This window comes from Roseovarius sp. MBR-6 (assembly GCF_040547525.1).
GTDB lineage: Bacteria > Pseudomonadota > Alphaproteobacteria > Rhodobacterales > Rhodobacteraceae > Roseovarius.
On sequence record NZ_JBEPPW010000004.1, the window covers coordinates 212,865 to 235,673 of the forward strand.

General features: G+C 65.3%; 21 protein-coding genes. 8 read left to right on the forward strand and 13 right to left on the reverse strand.

Translation table 11 applies throughout. The features are described from left to right. Nucleotides 1–63 precede the first annotated feature (63 nt). Nucleotides 64–1,272 (forward strand): pyridoxal-phosphate-dependent aminotransferase family protein, encoded by a 1,209-nt coding sequence (locus ABIE57_RS07620; RefSeq protein ID WP_354538405.1) that lies wholly within the window; start codon nucleotides 64–66, stop codon nucleotides 1,270–1,272. On the opposite strand, the gene ABIE57_RS07625 is transcribed toward ABIE57_RS07620, so the two are convergent. After that, nucleotides 1,259–1,663: a hypothetical protein gene (locus ABIE57_RS07625; RefSeq protein ID WP_354538406.1), complete on the reverse strand. Its 405-nt coding sequence runs from the start codon at nucleotides 1,661–1,663 to the stop codon at nucleotides 1,259–1,261. The two genes, ABIE57_RS07620 and ABIE57_RS07625, sit on opposite strands and share 14 nt — an antisense overlap. A gap of 9 nt (nucleotides 1,664–1,672) precedes the next feature. Next, on the reverse strand, nucleotides 1,673–2,875 hold the full coding sequence (locus tag ABIE57_RS07630; RefSeq protein ID WP_354538407.1) for a pyridoxal phosphate-dependent aminotransferase: 1,203 nt from the start codon (nucleotides 2,873–2,875) through the stop codon (nucleotides 1,673–1,675). Between the two features lie 86 nt (nucleotides 2,876–2,961). Between ABIE57_RS07630 and ABIE57_RS07635 the strand changes: the two genes are divergently transcribed. The 3 genes from ABIE57_RS07635 to ABIE57_RS07645 all read left to right on the forward strand — a co-directional run bounded on the left by ABIE57_RS07635 (nucleotide 2,962) and on the right by ABIE57_RS07645 (nucleotide 4,211). Further along, nucleotides 2,962–3,360: a helix-turn-helix domain-containing protein gene (locus ABIE57_RS07635; protein ID WP_354538408.1), complete on the forward strand. Its 399-nt coding sequence runs from the start codon at nucleotides 2,962–2,964 to the stop codon at nucleotides 3,358–3,360. Nucleotides 3,361–3,394: 34 nt separating this feature from the next. Then, nucleotides 3,395–3,619, forward strand: coding sequence for a succinate dehydrogenase assembly factor 2 (locus ABIE57_RS07640; RefSeq protein ID WP_354538477.1), 225 nt, complete (start codon nucleotides 3,395–3,397; stop codon nucleotides 3,617–3,619). Nucleotides 3,620–3,710: 91 nt separating this feature from the next. Then, nucleotides 3,711–4,211, forward strand: coding sequence for a MarR family winged helix-turn-helix transcriptional regulator (locus ABIE57_RS07645; protein WP_354538409.1), 501 nt, complete (start codon nucleotides 3,711–3,713; stop codon nucleotides 4,209–4,211). A 62-nt stretch (nucleotides 4,212–4,273) separates the two neighbouring features. On the opposite strand, the gene ABIE57_RS07650 is transcribed toward ABIE57_RS07645, so the two are convergent. The 8 genes from ABIE57_RS07650 to ABIE57_RS07685 form a co-directional block, all read right to left on the reverse strand. Beyond that, complete coding sequence (locus ABIE57_RS07650) at nucleotides 4,274–4,774, reverse strand: hypothetical protein (protein ID WP_354538410.1); 501 nt, start codon at nucleotides 4,772–4,774, stop codon at nucleotides 4,274–4,276. Between the two features lie 70 nt (nucleotides 4,775–4,844). Continuing rightward, nucleotides 4,845–5,714, reverse strand: a complete 870-nt coding sequence (locus ABIE57_RS07655; protein WP_354538411.1) for a sulfotransferase domain-containing protein — start codon at nucleotides 5,712–5,714, stop codon at nucleotides 4,845–4,847. Next, nucleotides 5,711–6,541 carry a sulfotransferase domain-containing protein gene (locus ABIE57_RS07660; protein WP_354538412.1) on the reverse strand — a complete coding sequence of 277 codons (831 nt, stop codon included), beginning with the start codon at nucleotides 6,539–6,541 and terminating at the stop codon, nucleotides 5,711–5,713. Before ABIE57_RS07660 ends, ABIE57_RS07655 begins: the two co-directional genes overlap by 4 nt. Before the next feature lie 95 nt (nucleotides 6,542–6,636). After that, the gene (locus tag ABIE57_RS07665) at nucleotides 6,637–7,791 is read right to left on the reverse strand and encodes a porin (protein WP_354538413.1); all 1,155 of its coding nucleotides are present in this window, start codon (nucleotides 7,789–7,791) and stop codon (nucleotides 6,637–6,639) included. 283 nt (nucleotides 7,792–8,074) lie between these two features. Further along, nucleotides 8,075–9,259, reverse strand: a complete 1,185-nt coding sequence (locus ABIE57_RS07670) for a porin (RefSeq protein WP_354538414.1) — start codon at nucleotides 9,257–9,259, stop codon at nucleotides 8,075–8,077. A gap of 235 nt (nucleotides 9,260–9,494) precedes the next feature. Continuing rightward, complete coding sequence (locus ABIE57_RS07675) at nucleotides 9,495–10,691, reverse strand: porin (protein ID WP_354538415.1); 1,197 nt, start codon at nucleotides 10,689–10,691, stop codon at nucleotides 9,495–9,497. 269 nt (nucleotides 10,692–10,960) lie between these two features. Beyond that, a complete protein-coding gene (locus tag ABIE57_RS07680) occupies nucleotides 10,961–12,196 on the reverse strand; it encodes a porin (RefSeq protein WP_354538416.1) in 1,236 nt (411 codons plus the stop codon). A gap of 102 nt (nucleotides 12,197–12,298) precedes the next feature. Beyond that, complete coding sequence (locus tag ABIE57_RS07685) at nucleotides 12,299–13,486, reverse strand: pyridoxal phosphate-dependent aminotransferase (protein WP_354538417.1); 1,188 nt, start codon at nucleotides 13,484–13,486, stop codon at nucleotides 12,299–12,301. A 134-nt stretch (nucleotides 13,487–13,620) separates the two neighbouring features. Here ABIE57_RS07685 and ABIE57_RS07690 point away from each other — a divergent pair, with 134 nt between their 5' ends. Further along, nucleotides 13,621–14,481: a DUF2189 domain-containing protein gene (locus ABIE57_RS07690; protein ID WP_354538418.1), complete on the forward strand. Its 861-nt coding sequence runs from the start codon at nucleotides 13,621–13,623 to the stop codon at nucleotides 14,479–14,481. A gap of 15 nt (nucleotides 14,482–14,496) precedes the next feature. Here ABIE57_RS07690 and ABIE57_RS07695 read toward each other — a convergent pair whose 3' ends face one another. Then, a complete protein-coding gene (locus ABIE57_RS07695) occupies nucleotides 14,497–15,084 on the reverse strand; it encodes a riboflavin synthase (RefSeq protein WP_354538419.1) in 588 nt (195 codons plus the stop codon). 139 nt (nucleotides 15,085–15,223) lie between these two features. Here ABIE57_RS07695 and ABIE57_RS07700 point away from each other — a divergent pair, with 139 nt between their 5' ends. The 3 genes from ABIE57_RS07700 to ABIE57_RS07710 all read left to right on the forward strand — a co-directional run bounded on the left by ABIE57_RS07700 (nucleotide 15,224) and on the right by ABIE57_RS07710 (nucleotide 19,761). Further along, complete coding sequence (locus ABIE57_RS07700) at nucleotides 15,224–16,507, forward strand: capsule polysaccharide biogenesis protein (RefSeq protein ID WP_354538420.1); 1,284 nt, start codon at nucleotides 15,224–15,226, stop codon at nucleotides 16,505–16,507. Nucleotides 16,508–16,648: 141 nt separating this feature from the next. Next, nucleotides 16,649–17,752, forward strand: coding sequence for a polysaccharide biosynthesis/export family protein (locus ABIE57_RS07705; RefSeq protein ID WP_354538478.1), 1,104 nt, complete (start codon nucleotides 16,649–16,651; stop codon nucleotides 17,750–17,752). A 5-nt stretch (nucleotides 17,753–17,757) separates the two neighbouring features. After that, entirely contained in the window at nucleotides 17,758–19,761 is a 2,004-nt protein-coding gene (locus ABIE57_RS07710) for a capsule polysaccharide biogenesis protein (protein WP_454283725.1), read from the forward strand. Nucleotides 19,762–19,811: 50 nt separating this feature from the next. On the opposite strand, the gene ABIE57_RS07715 is transcribed toward ABIE57_RS07710, so the two are convergent. Further along, the gene (locus ABIE57_RS07715) at nucleotides 19,812–21,065 is read right to left on the reverse strand and encodes a sarcosine oxidase subunit beta family protein (RefSeq protein WP_354538422.1); all 1,254 of its coding nucleotides are present in this window, start codon (nucleotides 21,063–21,065) and stop codon (nucleotides 19,812–19,814) included. Nucleotides 21,066–21,170: 105 nt separating this feature from the next. After that, complete coding sequence (locus ABIE57_RS07720) at nucleotides 21,171–22,601, reverse strand: Glu/Leu/Phe/Val family dehydrogenase (RefSeq protein WP_354538423.1); 1,431 nt, start codon at nucleotides 22,599–22,601, stop codon at nucleotides 21,171–21,173. Between the last annotated feature and the right edge of the window lie 208 nt (nucleotides 22,602–22,809).

Genomic DNA, 22,809 nt, shown 5'->3' on the forward strand with positions numbered 1-22,809 from the left:
CCCGTTGACGCCGCCCGAAACCGGCGTAAGGTCGCGCCCGACACCCCCTCCGGAGACGTCCCCATGAGCCTTGCCAACGGTCGCGCCTATCTTGCCATCCCCGGCCCCTCGGTCATGCCCGAGGAGGTGCTGCGCGCCATGCACCGCTCGTCGCCGAATATCTACGAGGGTGCCCTGATCGAGATGACGGCGGGCCTCATCCCCGACCTGCGCGCCGTGGCGCGCACGGCGGGCCGCGTGGCCATCTATATCTGCAATGGCCACGGCACATGGGAGGCGGCGCTGGCCAACACGGTCGCCCCCGGCGAGCGGGTTCTGGTGCCTGCCACGGGCCGTTTCGGCCATGGCTGGGCCGATGTGGCGCGCGGTCAGGGGATCGAGGTGGAGATGCTCGATTTCGGCAAGCGCGCCGCCATGGACCTTGGCCGCGTCGAGGCGGCGCTGCGCGCCGATAAGGGCCACACAATCCGCGCCGTGCTGGCCACCCATGTGGATACCTCCACCTCGGTTCGAAACGATATCAAGGCGTTGCGAGACGTTCTTGACGCAACGGGCCACCCGGCACTCTTGATGGCCGATTGCATCGCCTCGCTGGCCTGCGACCGGTTCGAGATGGACGCCTGGGGCGTCGATGTGATGATCGCGGCCAGCCAGAAGGGCCTGATGGTGCCCCCCGGCCTTGGCTTCGTGTGGTTCTCCGACAAGGCGGCGGAGGCGCGCAGGCGCATCGGTTCCGTGACGCGCTACTGGGACTGGACGCATCGCGCCGACCCGGAAATGTTCTATCAGTATTTCGGCGGCACGGCCCCCACTCATCACCTCTACGGGCTGCGCGCCGCACTCGACCTGATCAACGCCGAGGGGATCGAGGCGATCTGGGACCGCCACGAAACCCTCGCCCGCGCCATCTGGGCGGCCTGCGAGGCATGGGGGACCACCGGCCCGCTGGAGATGAACGTGGCCGACCGGGCCTTGCGCAGTCACGCCGTCACGGCACTGAGGATCGGCGCGCCGCATGGATCAAACCTGCGGCAATGGGTGCAGGACCAGACGGGCGTGACCCTTGGGATCGGGCTGGGAATGGCCGAGCCGGGCGATCCGGCCTGGCACGGGTTTTTCCGCATCGGCCATATGGGGCACGTGAACGCGCATATGGTCCTGGGCGCGCTCGGGGCCATCGAGGCGGGGCTGGTGGCGCTTGATATTCCGCATGGTGAGGGGGGCCTCACGCGCGCCGCCGAGGTGATCGCGCGCGGCGTCAGCCGTCCTTGAGCAGGCGGTCAGCCTTCTTGCGCACCAGAACCGTGCGCAGATCGTGCATGGCCAGCAAGAGCGCGTCGGTCACCTGCTCAAGCTGGGCGTCGGTCGCTTTCGATTGCACCCAATGCGTCGTGGTGTTGAGGTAATCGACCGCCCGCAGGATATCGTCGATATCGCGGTGTTCGAGGAGCCTGAGCCGCTCGGCCATCCAGCTTTCGATCGCGGCCATATCCTCGGGCGTCAGCTCCCGCTCGCCATGCGGCTTGACTTCGAGCTTGCGGATGTTGACGCTGGCAATCTGCTCCATGTCGATGCGTCGCTGGCGGTTCTCGGTATCGACCCGGAACACGAAAGCGCCGTTCTCGCGGACGCGGAAATAATAGTCCGGCAGATCGCCCGCCATATGCCCCTCTTACCGCAACCCCGCGCAGAACCTCTCGATCCGCGCGCAGGCCTCGGTCAATGCCTCGTCGGATGTAGCGTAGCTGATGCGGAAATGCGGCGAAAGCCCGAAGGCCGCGCCAAAGACAACCGCGACGCCGGTCTCTTCCAGAAGCGCCGTGGCGAAATCCTCATCCGTTTCGATCCGCGCGCCGCCCGCACTCACCTTGCCGATCAGCCCCGCGATGGAGGGATAGACATAAAAGGCGCCCTCGGGACGCGGACAGTCGATGCCGGGAATGGCATTGAGCCGCTCCACCACCAGATTGCGCCGCCGCACGAAGGCCGCGTTGTTCGCGGCGATGAAGTCATGGCTGCCGTTGAGCGCCTCGACCGCCGCCCATTGGCTGATGGTGCAGGGGTTCGAGGTGCTTTGGCTCTGGATCTTGCGCATCGCGGCAATCAGGTCCTTGGGCCCCGCTGCATAGCCGATCCGCCAGCCGGTCATGCAATAGGCTTTGCTCACCCCGTTGCAGGTCAAGGTTCGATCATAGAGACCCGGCTCGACCTCTGCGGGCGTGCAAAACCCGAAATCGTCATAGGCCAGATGCTCATACATGTCGTCGGTCATCACCATGACATGGGGATGACGCATGAGAACATCCGTGAGCGACCTCAACTCGGCGCGCGAATAGCCCGCACCCGTTGGGTTCGACGGCGAGTTGAAGATGAACCACCGCGTTTTCGGCGTGATCGCCGCCTCGAGCGCCTGCGCGCTCAGCTTGAACGCCGTCTCGATCCCTGCGGGCACGATCACCGGCTCGCCGCCCGCGAGCAGCACCATGTCCGGGTAGCTTACCCAATAGGGTGCCGGAATGATCACCTCGTCACCGGGATTGAGCGTCGCCATCAGCGCGTTATAGAGGATCTGCTTGCCGCCCGAGGCCACGCTGACCTGAGAAGGTTCATAGTCCAACCCGTTGTCGCGCTTGAATTTCGCGCAGATCGCCGCCTTGAGTTCGGGGATACCATCGACGGCGGTGTATTTGGTGCGGCCCTCTTCAATCGCGCGGATGCCCGCCGCACGGATATGCGGCGGGGTCGGGAAATCCGGCTCGCCTGCACCAAGCCCGATCACGTCGCGGCCCGCGGCCTTCAACTCCTGCGCCTTGGTGGTGACGGCTATGGTGGGCGACGGCTTGACGCGGTCAAGCGTCGCGGAAAGGCGGATCATGGTCGGCTCCGGTTTGAATTTGTCTCCCAAACCTCTTAGGGTGCGCCAGAACCACGATCAAGGACGATCGCCGGAAAGGAAAAGCAATGACCGAGACCACAGAGCACTGGTTCGACCCCGACGCCACCACCTTTGGTGACCGCATCGCCGGCGCGCGCGAGCGTTCGGGCATGAGCCAGAGCGATCTTGCCAAGCGCCTCGGCGTCAAGCTCAAGACGCTCAAGGGCTGGGAGGACGACCTCTCGGAGCCACGCGCCAACAAGCTGTCGATGATGGCCGGGCTTCTCAACGTCTCCCTGCTCTGGCTCTTGTCGGGCGAGGGCGAAGGCCCCGATTCGCCCGCCATGGGCGAGCTCTCCCCTGATATCTCGGGCCTGCTGACCGAGATCCGCGACATCCGCACGCAGCTTGTCTATTCCACCGACCGTCTGGCGCGTCTGGAAAAAATCCTGCGCGCCAAGCTGATGGAGGAAGCCGGTGAGTGAGGAAAGCCCGGAGCACCGCATTCGCCGCCTGACGATGCGCGCGAACCGGCGTGGAATCAAGGAGATGGATATCATCCTCGGCCACTATGCCGAGGCGCGGCTTGGCGCGATGGACGCCCCCACGCTTGATCTTTTCGACGCGTTCCTGTCCGAGAACGATCAGGACCTTTACCAATGGGTGACCGGTCAGGGGGCGGTGCCCGATCGCTTTGCGCCACTCATCGACGACATTGCGCGCCACGCCTTTTCGCGGAAATAGCGCGCATTTTAGGCATAAGGCATCCAGTTTAACCGATTATTGGCGGTTTTACCGCAACGTCCCTCGCGAACCCATCGCAAGGGAGAATTGGATGAGCTTTCAAAAGCCCCTCGGCGCGCCCCCCTCGCGCGCCGCCTATGTCACCGGCTATCTTGAAGCCCTCGCGCTGGTCGAACGGCTGCACCGGCTGCTTCTTGACGTGATCAAGGACGAGTTCGAGCGCGTCGGCGTCATCGAGATCAACGCCGTGCAGGCGCTCTTGCTGTTCAACATCGGCGAAAACGAGGTGACGGCGGGTGAGTTGAAATCGCGCGGCTACTATCAGGGCAGCAACGTGAGCTACAACCTCAAGAAACTGGTCGAGACAGGCTATATGCACCATCAGCGCTGTGAGGTGGATCGCCGCGCCGTGCGTGTGCGCCTGACCGAGAAGGGCCGCGGCATCCGTGATGTGGTGGCCGCCCTCTTCGAGCGCCACGCCGAGGGGCTTGAAGGGCGCGGCGTGCTCGGACCGGACGGGCTCGATCAGGTCACCACCGCGCTGCGCCGGGTGGAACGCTACTGGAGCGATCAGATCCGGTATATCTATTAGCGCCGGGTCGATTGGAACGGACGCGACAGTGCCATTCACACGTCCGGCGCGGGCGGGCAATATCAGAGATGCGCGCCGGGGCCGTCCTGCCTGAATCGCACGATCATCACCCCGCCCTCGTCGCTATCCACATAGACGGTCTGGCCGGGAATGCGCACCACCGGGCGGCGCGCCTCATCGCCCGCGCGCCACGGGCGCGAGGTGGTCATGCAGCGCGCCTCATGTCCGCCGTAATCCACCGTCGGACTCACCTCGGGCATGAACGTGAGGCCCCGCACCAGCGCCTCGCCATCGAGAAACACGGCACCCGACCCAAGCAGACGATGCTCGACCCCCTGCGTCAGGACCGATTGCCGCTCGCTCTGCGCCCAGACCCCGCAAACAAGGGTGCGGCCCTGCGCCTCGCGCAGATCGACCGCGACGGTCACACCACCACCGCTGTCATAACTGCCACCGTCCACAACCGGGTTGGGTCCGAGCCGTGCCACCACCTGCGGGCCGGTGGCGGCAGAGCAGGCGGCCAGTCCGAGACCGGCGACAAGGGTAAGGGCGATACGCGTCATGCTGGCCTCCGTGATCATCCGTGTCTGACCAGAACATAGGCAATCGCGCGGGATATGCCAGCGCCACCGCCTAGCCAGAGGTGGCGAACGCCTCGGTTTCCTTCAACATTTCGGGATACCAGCGTTCGAGCGCGGGCAGGAACCCCGCGCGCAGCCGCGCCGCCTGCGCGGGCGTCAGGTCCTCGCGCCAGACACCCGCCTGTCCGCGCGCAAAGAATTTCTGCATCCCTTGAGGCCGTTCGATAAAGCCGAGCGTCTCTTCCTGTCGCTTCATCGCCTCGAAACTCGTGGCCTTGATCGCGCGCGCCAGCTTCGGCCCGTCCACCTTGACGCGCAGGAATTTCTCCAGCAGGGCGCGCATCGCCTTGCCGGGGCTGGCAAGCAGATCCTCGTAGCGCACCACATGCAGCGGCAGGCCACCGGCATGGGTCCAGGTGTGGATATGGTCGTCCCAGCGGCCCAGAAGATCGACGATCCCCGACGGCGTGCCGGTGACCGTATCGGGGTTGAGCATCTGGGTAATCGCAGTGTCCAGATCGCAATTCTGATGTCGCGCGAAGGACGGGGCCAGATCGAACGGGTTGCGCAGGATGTAGATCGCCGCCGCCGTCACCTCGGGGGGGATCACATCCTGATCGAAAAGGCGGACCGGCTGGCAATGGGTCTTGACGAAATGATGGTCGGGTTTCGAGGCCGCGATGAGGCGCAGCGCCTTGCCGCGCACCGCCATCCACTCTTCCAGATTGGTGCCGTGATATTTGCCCCCGGCGGCGGCATCAAAGAAATCCGCGCGCGTATCACCGGTGGTGAACTGCCGCAGGTTGTTGATATCGGGCGCCTTTCCCGGCGGCATGAAGTAATGCGCCAGAAGCGACCGCATCCAGGTGTTGCCGGATTTGGGATAGCTCGCCAGCCAGATGATGCGCCTCAGATCGCTCATTCCAGATATCCGTAACGCTTCATCGTCGTGCCCAGCTTGTCGCGGATGATGTCCGCCAGCGCCGGATCGAGATCGGTTTTCCACTGATCCTTCTGGCCCTTGCCGAAGAACTTTTCGCTTTCCTTCGGCTTTTCGATGAAGCCGGACTGCTCTTCCTGCCTGGACAATTCGTCGAAGCTTGAAAACCGGATCGCCCGTTGCAGGCGCTCGGGGTCCACCGGCACGCCGATCAGCTCCAGAGCCTTGGAAAAGTGCGTCTCGGGGTCTTCAAGAAGGTCTTCGTAGCGCAGCACAAGCTGCGGCCAGGGCGCGTATTTCACCCAACTGCGCACATGACCTTCCCATGTCCCGAGAAAGTCGGCGACCGAGGTTTCAACCGGGAGGTTGGCGTTCTCGGGATGGGTGATGCGTTCGACCGCAACCTCGTGGGTCATCCGGTAATGGCGCGCGTAAGACAGCACCATGTCGAGCGGATTGCGCATGATGTAGATCGACGCGCGGGTGAATTTCTCGGGGATAAGCTCCACCTCGTAGGCGGTGACGCGGGCATTGTGGGTCTTGACGAGGTTGATGTCGGCATTGTTGTTCACGATGCCGCGCAACACCTTGTGGCGGTATTGCAGGGTGAGCGCCACGCGGTTGAGGTCAAGCTTGCGGCCCGCCACCGCGTGATAGGCGGCGGCCATGGAATCGCCGCTGCCAACGCGGCGAACCTCGTTGATATCAAGCGGCTTTTGGGTGTTCAGCAGGTAATTGGCGAGAAACACCCGCGTCCAGGTGTTGCCGGATTTCGGGTAGGAGGCCAGCCAGACGATGCTGCGTTTCATGCTTTGGGCGATCCTCTTGTCATGCGGAACCCTCTCCCAATAGAAAAGGCGGGGGATAATGTCACCCCCCGCCCCGGTATTAAAGACCCGTCAGATCAGAACGACAGGTTGATCGAGGTTGCGATCAGAGTGCCTTCGACTTCGGTGTTCGGGTTTGCGAACCCTGCATCGGTCGAGCCTTCTGCATAGAGCGCGTAGACCGTCCAACGGACGCCTTTGCCCAGCGTGCGGCTGGCGGCGAGCTGGTAGGCTTCATACTCGGCTTCGCCACCGGCATTGTTGTCCCACTCACCCTGGAAGGTGTCGAAACCGATCGACCACGGGCCAGGGATGTCATAGGTCACGCCAAGGCTCCAGCCTTCCTGGTCGTTTGCCAGGCCGCCGTTGTCGTTCGAGCCGTAGTGGCCGCCGAACTCGAACCCGGCAAAGCCGATGGTCGCGCCGATTGCCCAGGCTTCGGGATCGTCCGTGCCTGCGATGCCGGTGTTGTTCTCGGCAGTGCCGTAACGGGCTGCGAAGTTGATGTCGACGCCGTTGAACGACTGCGAATAGGCAAGGCCGATATCCCAGATGTCGGTCACGCCGATATTGCGGTCAACACCACCGTTGTTACCGGCGTTGTTCGCGCTGTTGGCTGCCGAAAAACCACCGTTGACCGTGGCGGCGTAGGAAACGCCGAGGGTCAGGCCGTTGAACGACGGGGTGTAGTAGGTGATGCGCGGAACGTCGTTGTTGCCGAGAACCTCGATATAGGACGAGATTGCCGCCTGACGGAAGTTCCAGGGCAGGTTACCACCGTTGCCGGTCGAGATCGGGATGAAGCCCGACAGCGACGGCGAGTTGATGCCGATCACGCCGCCGACCTGCGGTGCTGCGACCATCATCTTGTAGCCGGCCGAGTTCTCGTTGCCGAGGTCGATGCGGCCAAGCGTGTCGGACGAAATCGACATGAAAGATTCGTCGACGATCGCGCCGCCGGTGTTCTTCGATTCGTACTGAACGTCGATACCGAAGGTCAGGCCGTTGTCGAGCGTGACCGACGGCTTGAAGTGGATTTCCGCGTTGGTGAAGGTGTCAACGCCGTCGAAATCGGCACCGGCCTGGGCAGCGGTGTTCGAATCAACCGAAACGTAACCGACGTGGGTGTTGTGGAAACCGCCCCACTTCATGTTCCATTCCTGGGCCGAAGCCGGTGCAGCCATGGCGACGCCGAGTGCGATCGCGCTGGTGCTCAGAAGATGCTTTTTCAAGGGTGTCCCTCCTCAGAAGCAAGATTTCATATCCGCCGCACCAGTCATTGACACGGCTTGGAGATGGAATGCGCCAAACCCACCATGTGAGTCAACGCAGCCACCCCTGCCCGCGTGCTTCCTGTCGGGAATGTGGCTCAGAAACCACACACCTTTCGGACAGGCGGCCAAGGGCAGAAAATGCCGGAATTGAAAGGAAGTTACATCATGGGGCCGATGCCGTGATCCTGGCCCGCTGAAACGGGGGCGCGCGTTCGCCGCGCCCCCGTCGTCTGGCGTCGTTTCAGAAGCTCAGATTGATCGAGGTGGCGATGATCGTGCCCTCGACCTCGGTGTTGGGATTGGCCGAGCCGCCGCCGCCGGGACCCGCCGCAAGCCCGTTCGCATTGACCGTGCCTTCGGTGTAGATCGCATAGACCGCCCAACGGACACCTTTGCCGAGCGACCGGCTTGCCCCCAGTTGATAGGCCTCGTATTCGGCCTCGCCGCCGATATTGTCGTCCCATTCGCCCTGGAACGTGTCGAACCCGATGTCCCACGGGCCGGGAAGGTCATAGGTCACGCCGAGGCTCCAACCCTCCTGATCCGGCATCAGCCCGCCGTTGTCGTTCTCGCCGTAGTGGCCACCAAAGGTCCACCCGGCGACACCGAAAGTCGCGCCGAGGGCCCAGACATCGGGATCGTCCGTGCCCGGCAGACCGGTGTTGTTCTCGGCGGTGCCATAGCGCGCGGCAAGGTTCACATCGACGCCGTTGAAGGACTGCTTGTAGACCAGACCGATATCCCAGATGTCGGTCACGCCGATATTGCGATCCACACCACCGTTGTTGCCGGCGTTGGCGTTGCTGTTCCCGGCACCGAGGTTGCCGTTGATCGTGGCCGCATAGGACACCCCGAGGGTCAGGCCGTTGAACGAGGGCGTGTAATAGGTGATGCGCGGCACGTCGTTGTTGCCCAGCACCTCGATCCCCGAAGAAATCGCCGCCTGACGGAAGTTCCACGGCAGGTTGCCGCCCGAGCCGGTGTTGAGCGGGATGAACCCCGAGAGCGTGCCGGTGTTGATGCCGAGCACGCCTTTGACCTGCGGTGCAGAGACCATCATCTTGTAGCCGGCCGAGTTCTCGTTGCCGAGGTCAATGCGGCCGAGCGTTTCCGACGAGATCGACAGGAACGATTCGTCAACCGTCGCGCCCCCCGTATTCAACGCCTCGTATTGCACGTCGATACCGAAGGTCAGGCCGTTATCGAGCGTGATCGACGGCTTGAAGTGGATTTCCGCGTTGGTGAAGGTGCCGACACCGTCGAAATCGGATCCCACATGGGCGGCGGTGTCCGAATCAAAGGAAGAATAGGCGACATGGAAGTTATAAAAACCGCCCCATTTCATGTTCCATTCCTGGGCCGCCGCAGGCGCGCCCAACGCGACGCCAAGGGCGATCGCGCTTGTTCCAAGCAGGTGTTTGTTCATGAGTGATGTCCTAGGTGAGTGGATAAGGCCGCTGCGCGGAATCGGCGCTTTGGCTCACATGAGGGTGAGCGACGCGGACCTCACGAACAAAGCAACTCCCCGTGAGCAGCCCCTGGACCGGTGCGACTGTGGCGCTTGGGATACAAAACGGTCACGCGCGAGGCTGAGCCGAGGCCATGCCAGGAAAAACCAGGCGCGCACAGGTTGCCCCGCGCGCGCCCTTTTTTATCGTCACTCAGAAGCTGAGGTTGATCGAGGTGGCAATCAAGGTGCCTTCGACTTCGGTATTGGCGTTCTGCGGGCCAACGGGAACCGCGATGTTGGCGGGATCGTTGTTGAAGCCATTGCCGTTCACGCTGCCCTCGGCATAAAGCGCATAGATGGTCCAGCGCACGCCCTTGCCGAGCGAACGGCTGGCGGCAAGCTGATAGCCCTCGTATTCGGCCTTGCCGCCCTGATTGTCGTCCCATTCGCCCTGGAACGTATCAAAGCCGATATCCCAGGGGCCGGGGATGTCATAGGTGATCCCAAGGCTCCAGCCCTCTTCGTCGGGCATCAGCCCGCCATTGTCGTTCTCGCCGTAATGGCCGCCAAAGGCCCAGCCGGCAAAGCCGATGGTCGCGCCCACGCCCCAGACATCGGGATCGTCGGTGCCCGGCAGACCGGTGTTGTTCTCGGCGGTGCCGTAACGCGCGGCGAGGTTGATATCGACGCCGTTGAACGACTGCGAATAGGACGCGCCGATATCCCAGATGTCGCTCACGCCGATATTGCGGTTCACGCCGCCGTTGTTCCCGGCGTTGCCGTTGCTGTTGGCCGCCGAGAAGCCGCCATTGACCGACGCGGCATAGGAGATGCCGAGGGTCAGGCCGTTGAACGAGGGCGTATAGTAGGTGATGCGCGGTACGTCGTTGTTGCCCATGACCTCGGTAAAGGACGAGATCGCCGACTGGCGGAAGTTCCACGGCAGGTTGCCGCCCACACCGATCGAGATCGGGATGAAGCCCGACAGCGACGGCGAGTTGATGAGGATCGTGCCGCCGACCTGCGGCGCCTCGAGCATCAGCTTGTAGCCCGCCGAGTTCTCGTTGCCGAGCTCGATCTTGCCGAGCGTGTCGCTCTGGATGAACATGAACGATTCGTCGATGATGGCGCCGCCGGTGTTCTTGGCCTCATACTGGACGTTGACGCCGAAGGTCAGGCCGTTGTCGAGGGTGACCGACGGCAGGAAGTGGATTTCCGCATCGGTGAAGGTGTCGACGCCGTCAAAATCGCTCCCCGCCTGCGCGGCGGTGTCCGTATCCACGCTGACATAGCCGACATGCGTGCTGTGAAAGCCGCCCCATTTCATGTTCCATTCCTGGGCCGCCACCGGCGCGCCCATGGCGACGCCCAAGGCAATCGCGCTTGTTCCAAGCAGGTGTTTGTTCATGAGTAATGTCCTCGCTGAGTGGGTCAGGCCGTTGCGCGCGAGCGGCGCGTTGGCTCACAGCAGGGTGAGGGACAGAGACCTCACGGGCAAAGCAACTCCCCGTGAGCGGCCCGAAGAGACATAAAACTGTGACGCGCAGGACACGTGGACGCCCCGCGCAAGGCAGAACCGATGCCATGCCATAGAACAGCAAGGGCGCGCAGGTTGCCCCGCGCGCCCACTGTCCTGCACCCCCGGTGTCCAGCGCCCTGAGGCCCGGTGCCGAGGGATCAGAACGAGAGGTTGATCGAGGTGCCGATCAGCGTCCCCTCGACCGAAGTATTCGCCACCGGCGCGCCGGCGATGGCCGCAAACGTGCCGCCCGCATCGCCATTGACCGTTCCCTCGGCATAGATCGCGTAGATCGTCCAGTTCACACCCGGCCCCAGATCGCGGCTTCCGATGATCTGGTAGGCCTCGTATTCGGCCTTGTCGCCCGAACCCGCGCCGGTGCCGGACCATTCCCCCTGATAGGTGTCGACGCCGATCAGCCAGGGACCGGGAAAGTCGTAGGTGACACCAAGGCTCCAGCCTTCCTCGTCAGGGGTGAGATTGCCGTTGTCGTTCTCGCCGTAAGAGCCGCCGACCACGAACCCGGCAAAGCCGATCGTGCCGCCGACGCCCCACACTTCGGGATCGCTGGTGCCGGCAATGCCGGTGTTGTTCTCCGCCATGCCGTAGCGCGCGGCGAGATTGAGGTCGATGCCATTGAACGACCGCTCATAGGCCGCCGCAATGTCGATGATGTCCGTAACCCCGATATTGCGGTCCACGCCGCCGTTATTGCCGGCCTTGCCGGGGCTGTTGGCCGACGAAAACGCCGTGTCCGTCGCGGTCGCGGCGTAGGAAATGCCCAGCGTCAGCCCCGAGAAGGAGGGCGAGTAATAGCTGATGCGCGGCACCTGTTCGTTGCCCAGAACCTCGGTGAAGGAGGACAGCGCCGACTGCTGGAAATTCCACGGCAGGTTGCCGCCCACCCCAGCCGAAAGCGGGATGAAGCCCGACAGCGAGGGCGAGTTGATCCAGAGCGAGCCATCGACCTGCGGGGCCGACACGATCATCTTGTAACCGACCGAATCCGTATTGCCGAGTTCGAACCGCCCCATGCGCTCGCTCTCGATCGTCATGAAGGAAGTGTCGACAAAGGCGGCGGCATTGTTCTTGGTCTCGTATTCGACGTTGATACCGAAGGTCAGGCCGTTATCGAGCGTCACCGACGGCGTAAAGCTGATCTGCGCCTCGCCATAGGTGTCCACGCCGTCGAAATCGGTGCCCGCGAGTGCGGCCGTGTCCGAATCGACCGAAGCAAAAGCCACATGGGCGGTATAATAGCCGCCCCATGTCATGTCCCATTCCTGCGCACCGGCCGGCGCGGCCATGGCCAGACCTGCGGCAATGGCAGTTGTGCTCAGAAGCTGCTTTTTCAAAGGATGTCCCTCCTGGTATGCGGCTCTTGTCGACCGCACTGTTTCTGCCCTTGGGCGATGCGCTACTGTGTGCTTCGGCATGGAGGTGTCAACGCCTCTCGAATGGCGGGCCTCATGCAACTCACGCCTGTGGCGCGAAAATCACAGACCCCCCGCATGGCGCAGGATCCGCGCCACCGCCGTGTCGAACGCCGCGTCATCGACCGTGAGCGCCACACGCACCCAGGTGCGCAGCGTGTCGCCGAAGGAGGTGCCGGGCATGAGGGCGACGCCCTCCCGCGCCAGCAGATCAAAGGCGTATGCCTCTCCGTCCATGCCGGTCGCGCTCACGTCGATCATGGCGAACATGCCCGCCTCGGGGCGGTGCACCCGCAGCCGACCTGCGTCCTGGAGCGCCGCAGCCAGTCGCGCGGCCCGCGCCGCATAGCGCGCGCGCATTCCGCCCGCGACCTCCGAACCGTCACGAATCGCCGCCTCGGTCATGTCGGCAAGGAAGGGCTGATTGCCGAACAGCATCACCTCCGCCAGCGGCAGGAGCGCCTCGATGAAAGGCTGCGGGCCGACGCACCAGCCGCTGCGCATCCCCGGCGCGGCGTGGCTTTTGGAGATCGACGACACGGCGATCACCCGGTCGGCCAGATCCGGCATCGCGAGAGGCGAGGCAAAGCGCGCGCCCTCGAACACAAGCTCCTCGTAGACCTCGTCCACCACGATCCAGAGGTCGTGCGCCCGTGCCACAGCGCCAAGCGCGGCGATATCCTCGGGGGCCAGCAGCGCGCCGGTCGGGTTGTGCGGCGTGTTGAGCAAAAGCACCCGCGCGCGCCCCTCCACCCGCGCCGCCACATCCCCCGCCGCCACGTCCCCCGCCGCCATGCGAAACCCGCGCGCAGGGTCAAGCGGCACCGGCACCATCCCGGCCCCGGTGGCGCGGATCACCCCCTCATAGGTGGCATACATCGGATCGCCCACAAGGACCGTGTCGCCCGGCCCGGCCAGCGCCGCCATCACCGCGTAAAGCGCCGTCTGCGTGCCGGGAAAGCAGATCACCTGATCGGGGCTGAAGGCGCGTCCGCGCCGCGCGGAATACTGCGCGGCCAGCGCCGCGCGCAGCCCAAGCTCGCCGCGCCCGTTGGAATAGCCCGTGCGCCCCGCGCGCATCGCCCGCGCCGCCGCCTCGATGAGCGCCTCGGGCGCGGGCACGTCCGGCTCGCCGATGGTCAGCCGGATCACGTCGCGCCCCTCGGCGGCCATTTCGGCGGCGCGCGTGTGCACCGCCCATTTCGCGCCACCAAGCCCCGCCAACCGCTCCGTCACCGCCGCAAATCGCATCTCGCCCTCCAGATTTGCGCCGGACCATGGCGCGGGTCGCGTCCGGGCGCAAGCCGCCCCGTCGCCGGATCGTGATGCGACGCAGGGTGCCGCGCGTGGTAGGCTAGCCGCGTCAACCATCAGGGGAGGACGCGATGGCACGGACAATCGGAAACCCGCTGAGCTGGCTTGCAGAGGCCGCCATCGGCGCGGGCCGCGAAGCCGCCGAGGCGCATGACGGGCTGAGCGGCACACAGACCGCCCCTCCCGCCGTGCGCGCCCTGACCGAGGCCGACCTGCGCGAGGCCCTGCGCAAGGGGCTGGCCGATTTCACCGCCCTGCGCAGCGACGTGATCTTTCTGGTCGCGATCTATCCGGTGATCGGCCTCGTGCTGACGCTGGTGGCGTTTCACGGCGCGCGGCTCGAGATGGTGTTTCCGCTGGCGGGCGGGTTCATCCTGCTGGGGCCGGTGGTGGCAACGGGGCTCTACGAGATGAGCCGCCAGCGCGAGAGCGGCACGGCCGTAGGCTGGGGCGCGGCCTTTGACGTGATGCGCACCCGCGTGATCGTGCCGGTGGTCGTGTTGGGCGCGGGGCTTGTGGCGCTCTTTCTGACATGGCTTTACGCCGCGCATGTCATCCATGCGCTGACCCTCGGCGCGGCAATGCCGGACACGGCCGGGGCCTTCCTTCGCGAGGTTCTGACCACCGGCGCGGGCTGGCTCATGATCGTGCTCGGCATGGGCGTGGGGCTGGTTTTTGCCGCGCTCGTTCTGGCGACAAGCCTCGTGGCCTTTCCCATGCTGATCGACCGGCGCGCGGGCGTCATGCAGGCTGTGGTCACCTCGATTGCCGTGGCCCGCGCCAGCCCCGCCGTGGTGGCCCGTTGGGGGCTGATCGTGGGCGTGGCGATGTTTCTGGGCGCGCTGCCCGCCTTTCTGGGGCTGGCGCTGGTGCTGCCGGTGCTGGGACACGCGACATGGCATCTCTACCGCGCCGCCGTGCCGCAAGACTGAGGCGGCAAAAGGCGCTCAACCCGCCTCGGCCAGCCGCGCCACGTAGCGCGCCAGCGTGTCGATCTCGAGGTTGACGCGGTCGCCCTCGGCGACCTCTCCCCATGTCGTCACCGTCTGCGTGTGCGGGATGAGGTTGACGCCGAACGTATCGCCCGAAACCTCGTTCACCGTCAGCGAGGTGCCGTTGAGCGCGACCGACCCCTTGGGCGCGATGAACCGCGCAAGCGAGGCTGGCGCGCGGAAGGTGAGGCGCGTGCTGTCGCCCTCCTCGCGCCGCCCGATCACCTCGGCCAGCCCGTCCACATGCCCCGAGACGATATGCCCGCCCAACTCGTCGCCCACGCGCAGCGCGCGCTCCAGATTGACCCGGCCCCCTTCGGCCCAATCGCCCAGATTGGTTTTCGACAGGGTTTCGGCAGAGATATCGACCTCGAACCAGTCCGCCCCGAGCGCCACGACCGTCAGGCACACGCCGTCACAGGCAATCGACGCCCCGATGTCGATGCGTCCCGTGTCATACCCCGTGCCCAATCGCACCCGCATGTCGCCGCGCCGCTCGATCCTTGCGATGCGCCCGATATCGGTGATGATGCCCGTGAACATGGCCTGCCCTCCGCTCTTTGCCCCATGGCCTAGCCCCGCGCGCGGACCAAGACAAGCGGCAGTGCCGCAAAAGGCTTATTTTCGCCGGATTTCCGCGCTATGACACGTCGTCAAGAGCAGTCAAACGGTCCATCCAACCATGCCCCAAGCCCCCCGCGCCTTTCTGTTCCTTCAGGGACCGCACGGGCCGTTCTTCTGGCGGCTGGGGCAGATGCTGCGTCGGGCGGGGGCGCGCGTCCACCGCGTCGGCTTCAATGCCGGTGACCGGGTATTCTGGCCCGAGCGTGCAAGCTACACGCCCTACCGCGACGCGCCCGAGCACTGGCCCGCAACCCTGCGCCGCCTCATCGCCGGGCACAGCATCACCGATATCGTCCTTTACGGCGATACCCGCCCGATCCATGCCGAGGCGGTGGCCATCGCACGCGCGGCAAACATCACCGTGCATGTCTTCGAAGAGGGCTATATGCGCCCCTACTGGATCACCTATGAACGCGGCGGCAGCAACGGCCATTCGCGCCTGATGGAGACCAGCGTGGACGAGATGCGCGCGGCGCTCGCGCAATCCGACATGGACACGGCCCTGCCCCCCGCAAGCTGGGGCGACATGCGCCAGCACATCTTTTACGGCGCGCTCTATCACGGCTTTGTTCTCTTTCTGAACCAGCGCTACCGCCGCTTCAAACCCCATCGCGCACTTGGCGTCGGGCAGGAATTCGCGCTCTATCTCAAGCGGCTCTTTTTCATGCCGGTTCAGGCGCTTGAGCGGCGCGTTGCCACATGGCGCATCCGCACGGGCGGATTTCCCTATCATGTCGTGCTGTTGCAACTCGAACATGACGCCTCGTTTCAGGCGCATTCGCCGTTCTCGTCGATGACCGAGTTTCTCGAAGTGGTGCTCGACGGGTTCGCGCGTGGCGCACCGGGGCATCATCACCTTGTCATCAAGGCGCATCCGCTCGAGGACGGGCGCGCGCCCATCCGCGCCACATTGCGCCGCCTGACCGCCGCGCATGGCCTGCGGGGCCGCGTCCATTACCTGCGCGGCGGCAAGCTGGCACCGCTCCTCGATGAGGCGCGCAGCGCCGTCACCGTCAATTCCACCGCCGCGCAACAGGTGCTCTGGCGCGGCATCCCGCTGCGCACCTTCGGCGCGGCGGTCTATGCCAAGCCCGAGTTTGTCTCGACCCTGCCGCTGCCGGAATTCTTCGCCCGCGCCGAGCGCCCGGACCGCCGCGCCTATGCCGACTACCGGCGCTTTCTGTTGGAGACCAGCCAGTTGCCCGGCGGGTTCTATTCCGCCCGCGGCCGCCGTCAGGTGCTGCGGCAGGTGGTGGACATGATGCTCGCCCCCGACGATCCCTATGACGCGCTGCGCACCGGCACCGCGGCACCACGGCAACAGTTGCGCCTCGTTCCCTGACCCAGTCGCCACGAAACGCTGGATTTTCAAAGGCAACTCGGCTAATTTGACAAAAAAAGACCGAGGCAGACAATAACAGGTCGAGGAGACCGGGCAGTGACAACCTCCAGAACCCGATGGGTCAAACCCGTCGCCGCGCTGATGATTCTGACAATCGTCGCGGGCTGCGGCCTGCCACGCATGGGACCCAACAAGCGCGAGCTTTATGCCGGATCGGTGCAGCAACAGGGCGATGCCTTTGTCGTCACCGTCAATGACCGGGTGACGCGCGCCACCGCCGTGCAGCCCGCGCTCGGCTTTACCGATGATTTCCTCAACGCGGGCCTGCTCGGCTCGGATCAGATCAGCCCCGGCGACACGCTGGGTCTCACGATCTGGGAAAACGTCGATGACGGGCTTCTGGCCGGGGCCACGTCGAACCAGACCCTTCTGGAGGAAGTGCAGGTTGACGGATCGGGCTTCATCTTCGTGCCCTATGCCGGGCGCATCAAGGCGGCGGGCAACACGCCCGAGGGCGTGCGCCGTGTGATCACCGAACGTCTCGAACAGCAAACCCCCGATCCACAGGTCGAGGTGCGCCGCGTGGCGGGCAATGGCTCGACCGTGTCGATCAGCGGCGCGGTCGGCGGTCAGGGCGTCTATCCGATCGAGGCCCCGACGCGCCGCCTGTCGGCGATGATCGCTGCGGCAGGCGGCATTGCGATTGCCCCGGAAGTGGCGCAGATCACGGTCATTCGCGGCGACAAGCAGGCCAAGGTCTGGTTTCAGGACATGTTCAGATATCCGCAGTTCGACATTCCGTTGCGCGGCGGCGACCGTGTCCTTGTCGAGGCCGATACCCGCTCCTACACCGCGCTCGGCGCAACCGGCACACAGGCGCGCGTGACCTTCGAGACGCAGACCCTCTCGGCGCTCGAGGGGATCGCGCAGGTGGGCGGGCTCAGTGTCGCGGCGGCCGATCCCACCGGCGTTTTCGTGCTGCGCAACGAACCTGCCGATATCGCCAACATGGTGCTTGGGCGCGATGACCTGATCGGCGCGCAGCGCATGGTTTATGTGCTCGACCTGACCAAGCCCAACGGCATGTTCCTTGCCCGCGATTTCGCGCTGCGCGACAATGACACGATCTACGTCACGGAAGCACCGTTTGCGCAATGGGGCAAGGTGATCGCGGCGCTGACCGGCACGCTTGGCGCGGTCGGCTCGGTCTCGACCGCCTCGGCGACCCTCTCCGGGGACTTTTGACGGCAATGCCAGTGCCTGAACCCGCCGGGGCCATCTCCCGGCGGGTTTTCCATTTCAACGGCGGGTTTCTCCGGCAGCGGCGCTTGCGGCGCATCCTCGCGCTTGCGGGATATGATCTGCGCCTCGGCTGGCCCGGAAAGGACGACCTTGTGGCGGTCTGGGGCCGCTCGCCCTATGCGCTGCGCGGCGAGACGGTCGCGGCACGGACCGGCGCGGGTCTCCTGCGGATCGAGGATGCCTTTCTGCGCTCGGTCCTGCCGGGGCGTAGCGGCGCGCCGCCGCTTGGCCTGCTGATCGACCGCACGGGCGTGCATTTCGACGCCTCCCACCCCTCCGACCTCGAAGCGATCCTTGCCCGCCATCCGCTTGACGAGACCCCGCTTCTGAACCGCGCGCGCGGTGCCATGGCGCGGCTGCGCGAGGCGCATCTTTCCAAATATTCCGGCACCGATCCCGACCTGCCCTGCCCGGCACCGGGCTATGTGCTGGTGATCGACCAGACGCGCGGCGACGCCTCGGTGCGCCATGGCGGCGCGGATGCGGCCACGTTCCGCGACATGCTGGTCTGCGCGCAGCTTGAGCATCCGCGCGCCCCCATCGTGATCAAGACCCACCCCGAGACCGCGCAGGGCCACCGCGCGGGCCATTTCAACGCCTCTGACGCCTCGGACCGCGTGCGCCTCCTCGCCGATCCGGTCAGCCCCTGGCACCTGCTGGAGGGGGCCATCGCGGTCTATACCGTCAGCTCGCAAATGGGGTTCGAGGCGATCCTCGCAGGCCACCGCCCGCATGTCTTCGGCCAGCCCTTCTATGCCGGCTGGGGCCTCACGACGGATCGCCACCCCGCCCCCCTGCCGCGGCGCGGCCGCGGTCTCACCCGGGCACAGCTTTTTGCCGGGGCGATGATCCTTTACCCCAAATGGTATGACCCCTGCCGGGATCGTCTGTGCGATCTGGAAACCGCGCTCGGCGCGTTCGAGGCCGAAACCCGCGCCTGGCGCGAGGATCGACGAGGCTGGAACGCCTGCGGGATGCGGCTGTGGAAACGCGCGCCGATGCAGGGGTTTTTCGGGCGCTATCGCCGCGTGACCTTTGATCGGGCCAACCCGGATCGCCCGACGATGGTCTGGGCCTCGGCGCGCGCATCCGCCCCCGAGGGCGCGGTGCGCGTCGAGGACGGCTTCCTGCGCTCGCGGGGCCTCGGGGCGGATCTCGTGCCGCCCCTGTCGCTCGTGCTCGACGATCTGGGCATCTATTACGATCCGACCCGCGAGAGCCGACTGGAACGCCTGATCGCCGCGCGCGCACGGCTGCGCCCCGATCAGGCGGCGCGCGCCGAGGCGCTGATCACCACGCTCACCCGCCACGCCTTGAGCAAATACAACCTCGGCGCGCCCGCCCCCGATCTGCCCCAAGGCCACCGGATCCTTGTGCCCGGACAGGTCGAGGACGATGCCTCGATCCGTCTGGGCGCAGGAGAGATCACCACCAATCTCGGGCTGATCCACAAGGTGCGCGCGGCCAATCCCGGGGCCCGGATCCTCTACAAGCCTCACCCGGATGTGGAGGCCGGGCTGCGCCCCGGCGCGATTGCCCCCGAACTGCTTGCCGGTCTGGTGGATGCGGTCCTTGACGGCACCGATCCCGCGACGCTTCTGCCGCTGGTCGACGAGGTCTGGACCATGACCTCTCTGATGGGGTTCGAGGCGCTGTTGCGCGGCGTGCGTGTGACCACAACCGGCGCGCCCTTCTATGCGGGCTGGGGCCTCACGCGCGATCTGGGCGCGGTGCCTGCGCGCCGCACCGCGCGCCCCGGCCTCGCAGGCCTCGTTCACGCCACGCTCATCGACTATCCGCGCTACCGCGACCCCGTCTCGGGCCTGCCCTGCCCGGTGGAGGTGGTGGCCGAGCGTCTCGCCCATGGCCCCCTGCCCCGTCCGGGCCCCGCCAACCGGATGCTGGCCAAGCTTCAAGGCGCGCTCGCCACCCATGCCCGGCTGTGGCGCTGACCGGGTTTCATCGTTCCTTAAATACTCATTTCAACGCTTGCCACGCAGGCTTAGTGCAGGTTGTGCTGCGCGCCGGTGCCCTCTTCATCCATCAACCCGCGCCCGGTGGCGAAACGGTCGAGACGAAAGCGTGTGGCGACCGGGTGCGGGCGGTCGGTGGCAATGAGATGCGCGGTCACGTCGCCCGAACCCGGCACCGCCTTGAACCCGCCATAGCACCAACCGCAATTGAGATAGAGCCCCGCGACATGCGTCCGGTCGATGATCGGCGAGCCGTCGGGCGACATGTCCATGATCCCGCCCCAACTGCGCAAAAGCTGCGCGTTGCCGATCATCGGCATGAGCGCAAGACCCGCCTCCATCACATGTTCGGCCATGGGCAGATTGCCGCGCGCCGCATAAGACGCGTAGAAATCCAGATCGCCGCCAAAGACCAGCCCGCCCTTGTCGGACTGGCTGATGTAGAAATGCCCCATGCCGAAGGTCACGACATGATCGAGGCAGGGCTTCAACCCCTCGGTGACGAAGGCCTGAAGCACATGGCTCTCGATCGGCAGGCGCATTCCGGCCATGGCCGCCACCTGGCTTGAACGGCCCGCGACGATCATCGCCACCTTGCCCGCGCGGATGGCCCCGCGCGTGGTCTGCACGCCGGTGACGCGGCCGCCCTCGATGTCGATTCCCGTCACCTCGCAATTCTGGATGAGGTCGACACCGCGCGCGCTCGCCCCCCGCGCAAAGCCCCAGGCCACCGCATCGTGGCGCGCCGTGCCCGCGCGGCGTTGCAACAACCCGCCATAAATCGGAAAGCGGGCACTGTCGAAATCGAGGAACGGCACCATCCGGCGCACAGCCTCGCGATCCAGAAGTTCGGCATCGTCGCCCTGGTTGCGCATGGCGTTGCCGCGCCGGGCGAAAGCGTCGCGCTGACCGTCGGAATGGCACAGGTTGAGCACGCCGCGCTGACTCATCATCGCGTTGTAATTCAACTCCTGCTCCAGCCCCTCCCAGAGCCGCAGCGAATGGCTGTAAAATTCCGAATTGCCCGGCAGGCCGTAATTGGCGCGCACAATGGTGGTGTTGCGCCCGACATTGCCGCCGCCCAGCCAGCCCTTTTCGAGCACCGCCACATTGGTGATCCCGTGCCGCGCGGCCAGGTAATAGGCCGTCGCCAGCCCGTGCCCGCCGCCGCCGATGATCACCACGTCATAGCTGTCCTTTGGCGTCGCATCGCGCCAATGCGCCTGCCAGCCGCGATTGCCGGTCAGCCCTTCCTTCAAGATACGCAGCGCCGAGAACCGCATGATGCCTCCGTGCCAAAGCGGGCCTTGCCCCTGTCATAGCAAGGGCAGGGCCACGGCCCCGCCCCCGTTCCCGCCCTTTTCAGGCCAATGCGCGACGCAGCCCCGTCAGAGCCCCATCGCGCGATAGCTCGACGCCACGCGCGCGATCGACACCAGATAGGCCGCCGTGCGCAGATCGGTCACATCCTCGCGCCCGTGCCAGATCTCGCGCATCGCCTGATAGGCCGTGCGCATCGTGTCATCGAGCCCCGAGCGCACCAGTTCCAGCTCGCCCGCGCCACGGAGATATTTCTGCTTGAAATCGGGCGAGATCTCCCAGGCGTCGCCGATACCGCGATTGAGCCGCTCAAGCTCGTTCACGATAAGCTGGTGGCGAGACTCTTCCTGCCGCCGTCCGATCCGGCCAAAGCGGATATGGCTGAGGTTCTTGACCCATTCGAAATAGGACACCGTGACGCCGCCCGCGTTGGCATACATGTCGGGAATGATCACCGTGCCCTTCTGGCGCAGGATCTCGTCCGCGCCCGCCGTGACCGGGCCATTGGCCGCCTCGATGATCAGCGGGGCCTTGATCCGCTCCGCATTCCCGAGGTGGATCACCCCTTCGAGCGCGGCGGGCACGAGGATATCGCACTCATGCTCCAGCGCCTTGGCACCGTCCCTGATGTATTTGCCGTCCGGGTAGCCGTCGACGCCACCATGGCGCGCGATCCAGTTGCGCACGGCTTCCACGTCGAGCCCGTTATCGGAAAGAAGCGCGCCGTCGCGCTCGATGATCGCGGTGATCTTGCAGCCGTCCTCTTCCGACAGGAACTTGGCCGCGTGATAGCCCACGTTGCCAAGACCCTGCACCACCACGCGCTTGCCGTCGAGCGTGCCCGAGAGGCCCGCCTTGGCGATATCCTCGGGGTGGCGAAAGAATTCCTGAAGCGCGTATTGCACGCCGCGCCCGGTGGCCTCGGTCCGGCCCTGGATGCCGCCGGCATTGACCGGCTTGCCGGTGACGCAGGCGCGATAGTTGATATCGGTGGTGGCCATGCGCTTGTATTGATCGGCGATCCAGGCCATCTCGCGCTCGCCCGTGCCCATGTCGGGGGCAGGCACGTTCTGCGCGGGGTGGATCAGGTCGCGCTTGATCAGCTCATAGGCGAAGCGGCGGGTGATCTGCTCCAGCTCGTGCTCTTCCCACTCGCGCGGGTCGATGCGCAAGCCCCCCTTGGAGCCGCCGAACGGCACCTCGACCAGCGCGCATTTGTAGGTCATCAGCGCGGCCAGCGCCTCGACCTCGTCCTGATGCACGGCCATGGCGTAGCGGATACCGCCCTTGACCGGCTCCATATGCTCGGAATGGACGCTGCGATAGCCGGTGAAGGTGTGGATCTGGCCGCGCAGCCGCACGCCGAAACGAACCGTGTAGGTGGCGTTGCAGACGCGGATCTTTTCCTCCAGCCCCGGCGGCAGGTCCATCAGCGCCACGGCGCGGTTGAACATCAGATCGACGCTTTCGCGGAATGTCGGCTCTTGTCTGGTGGTCATGGTTGCCCCTCCCTGCTGTGGCGGGCCGATGTGAAATCGACCATTCCCCGCCCATGCGATGGTTAAGGGATGCAGGGCGCATGTCGAGTCGAAAATCCGGAATCCTTGGCCGATAACGCGATCGGTCGGGCGCTCCCCCGGTTATGATCCCCCGAGTTCGTCCACGAAGCAGAAACAATCCAGAGCGTGTTATTAGATTGTATTTCCA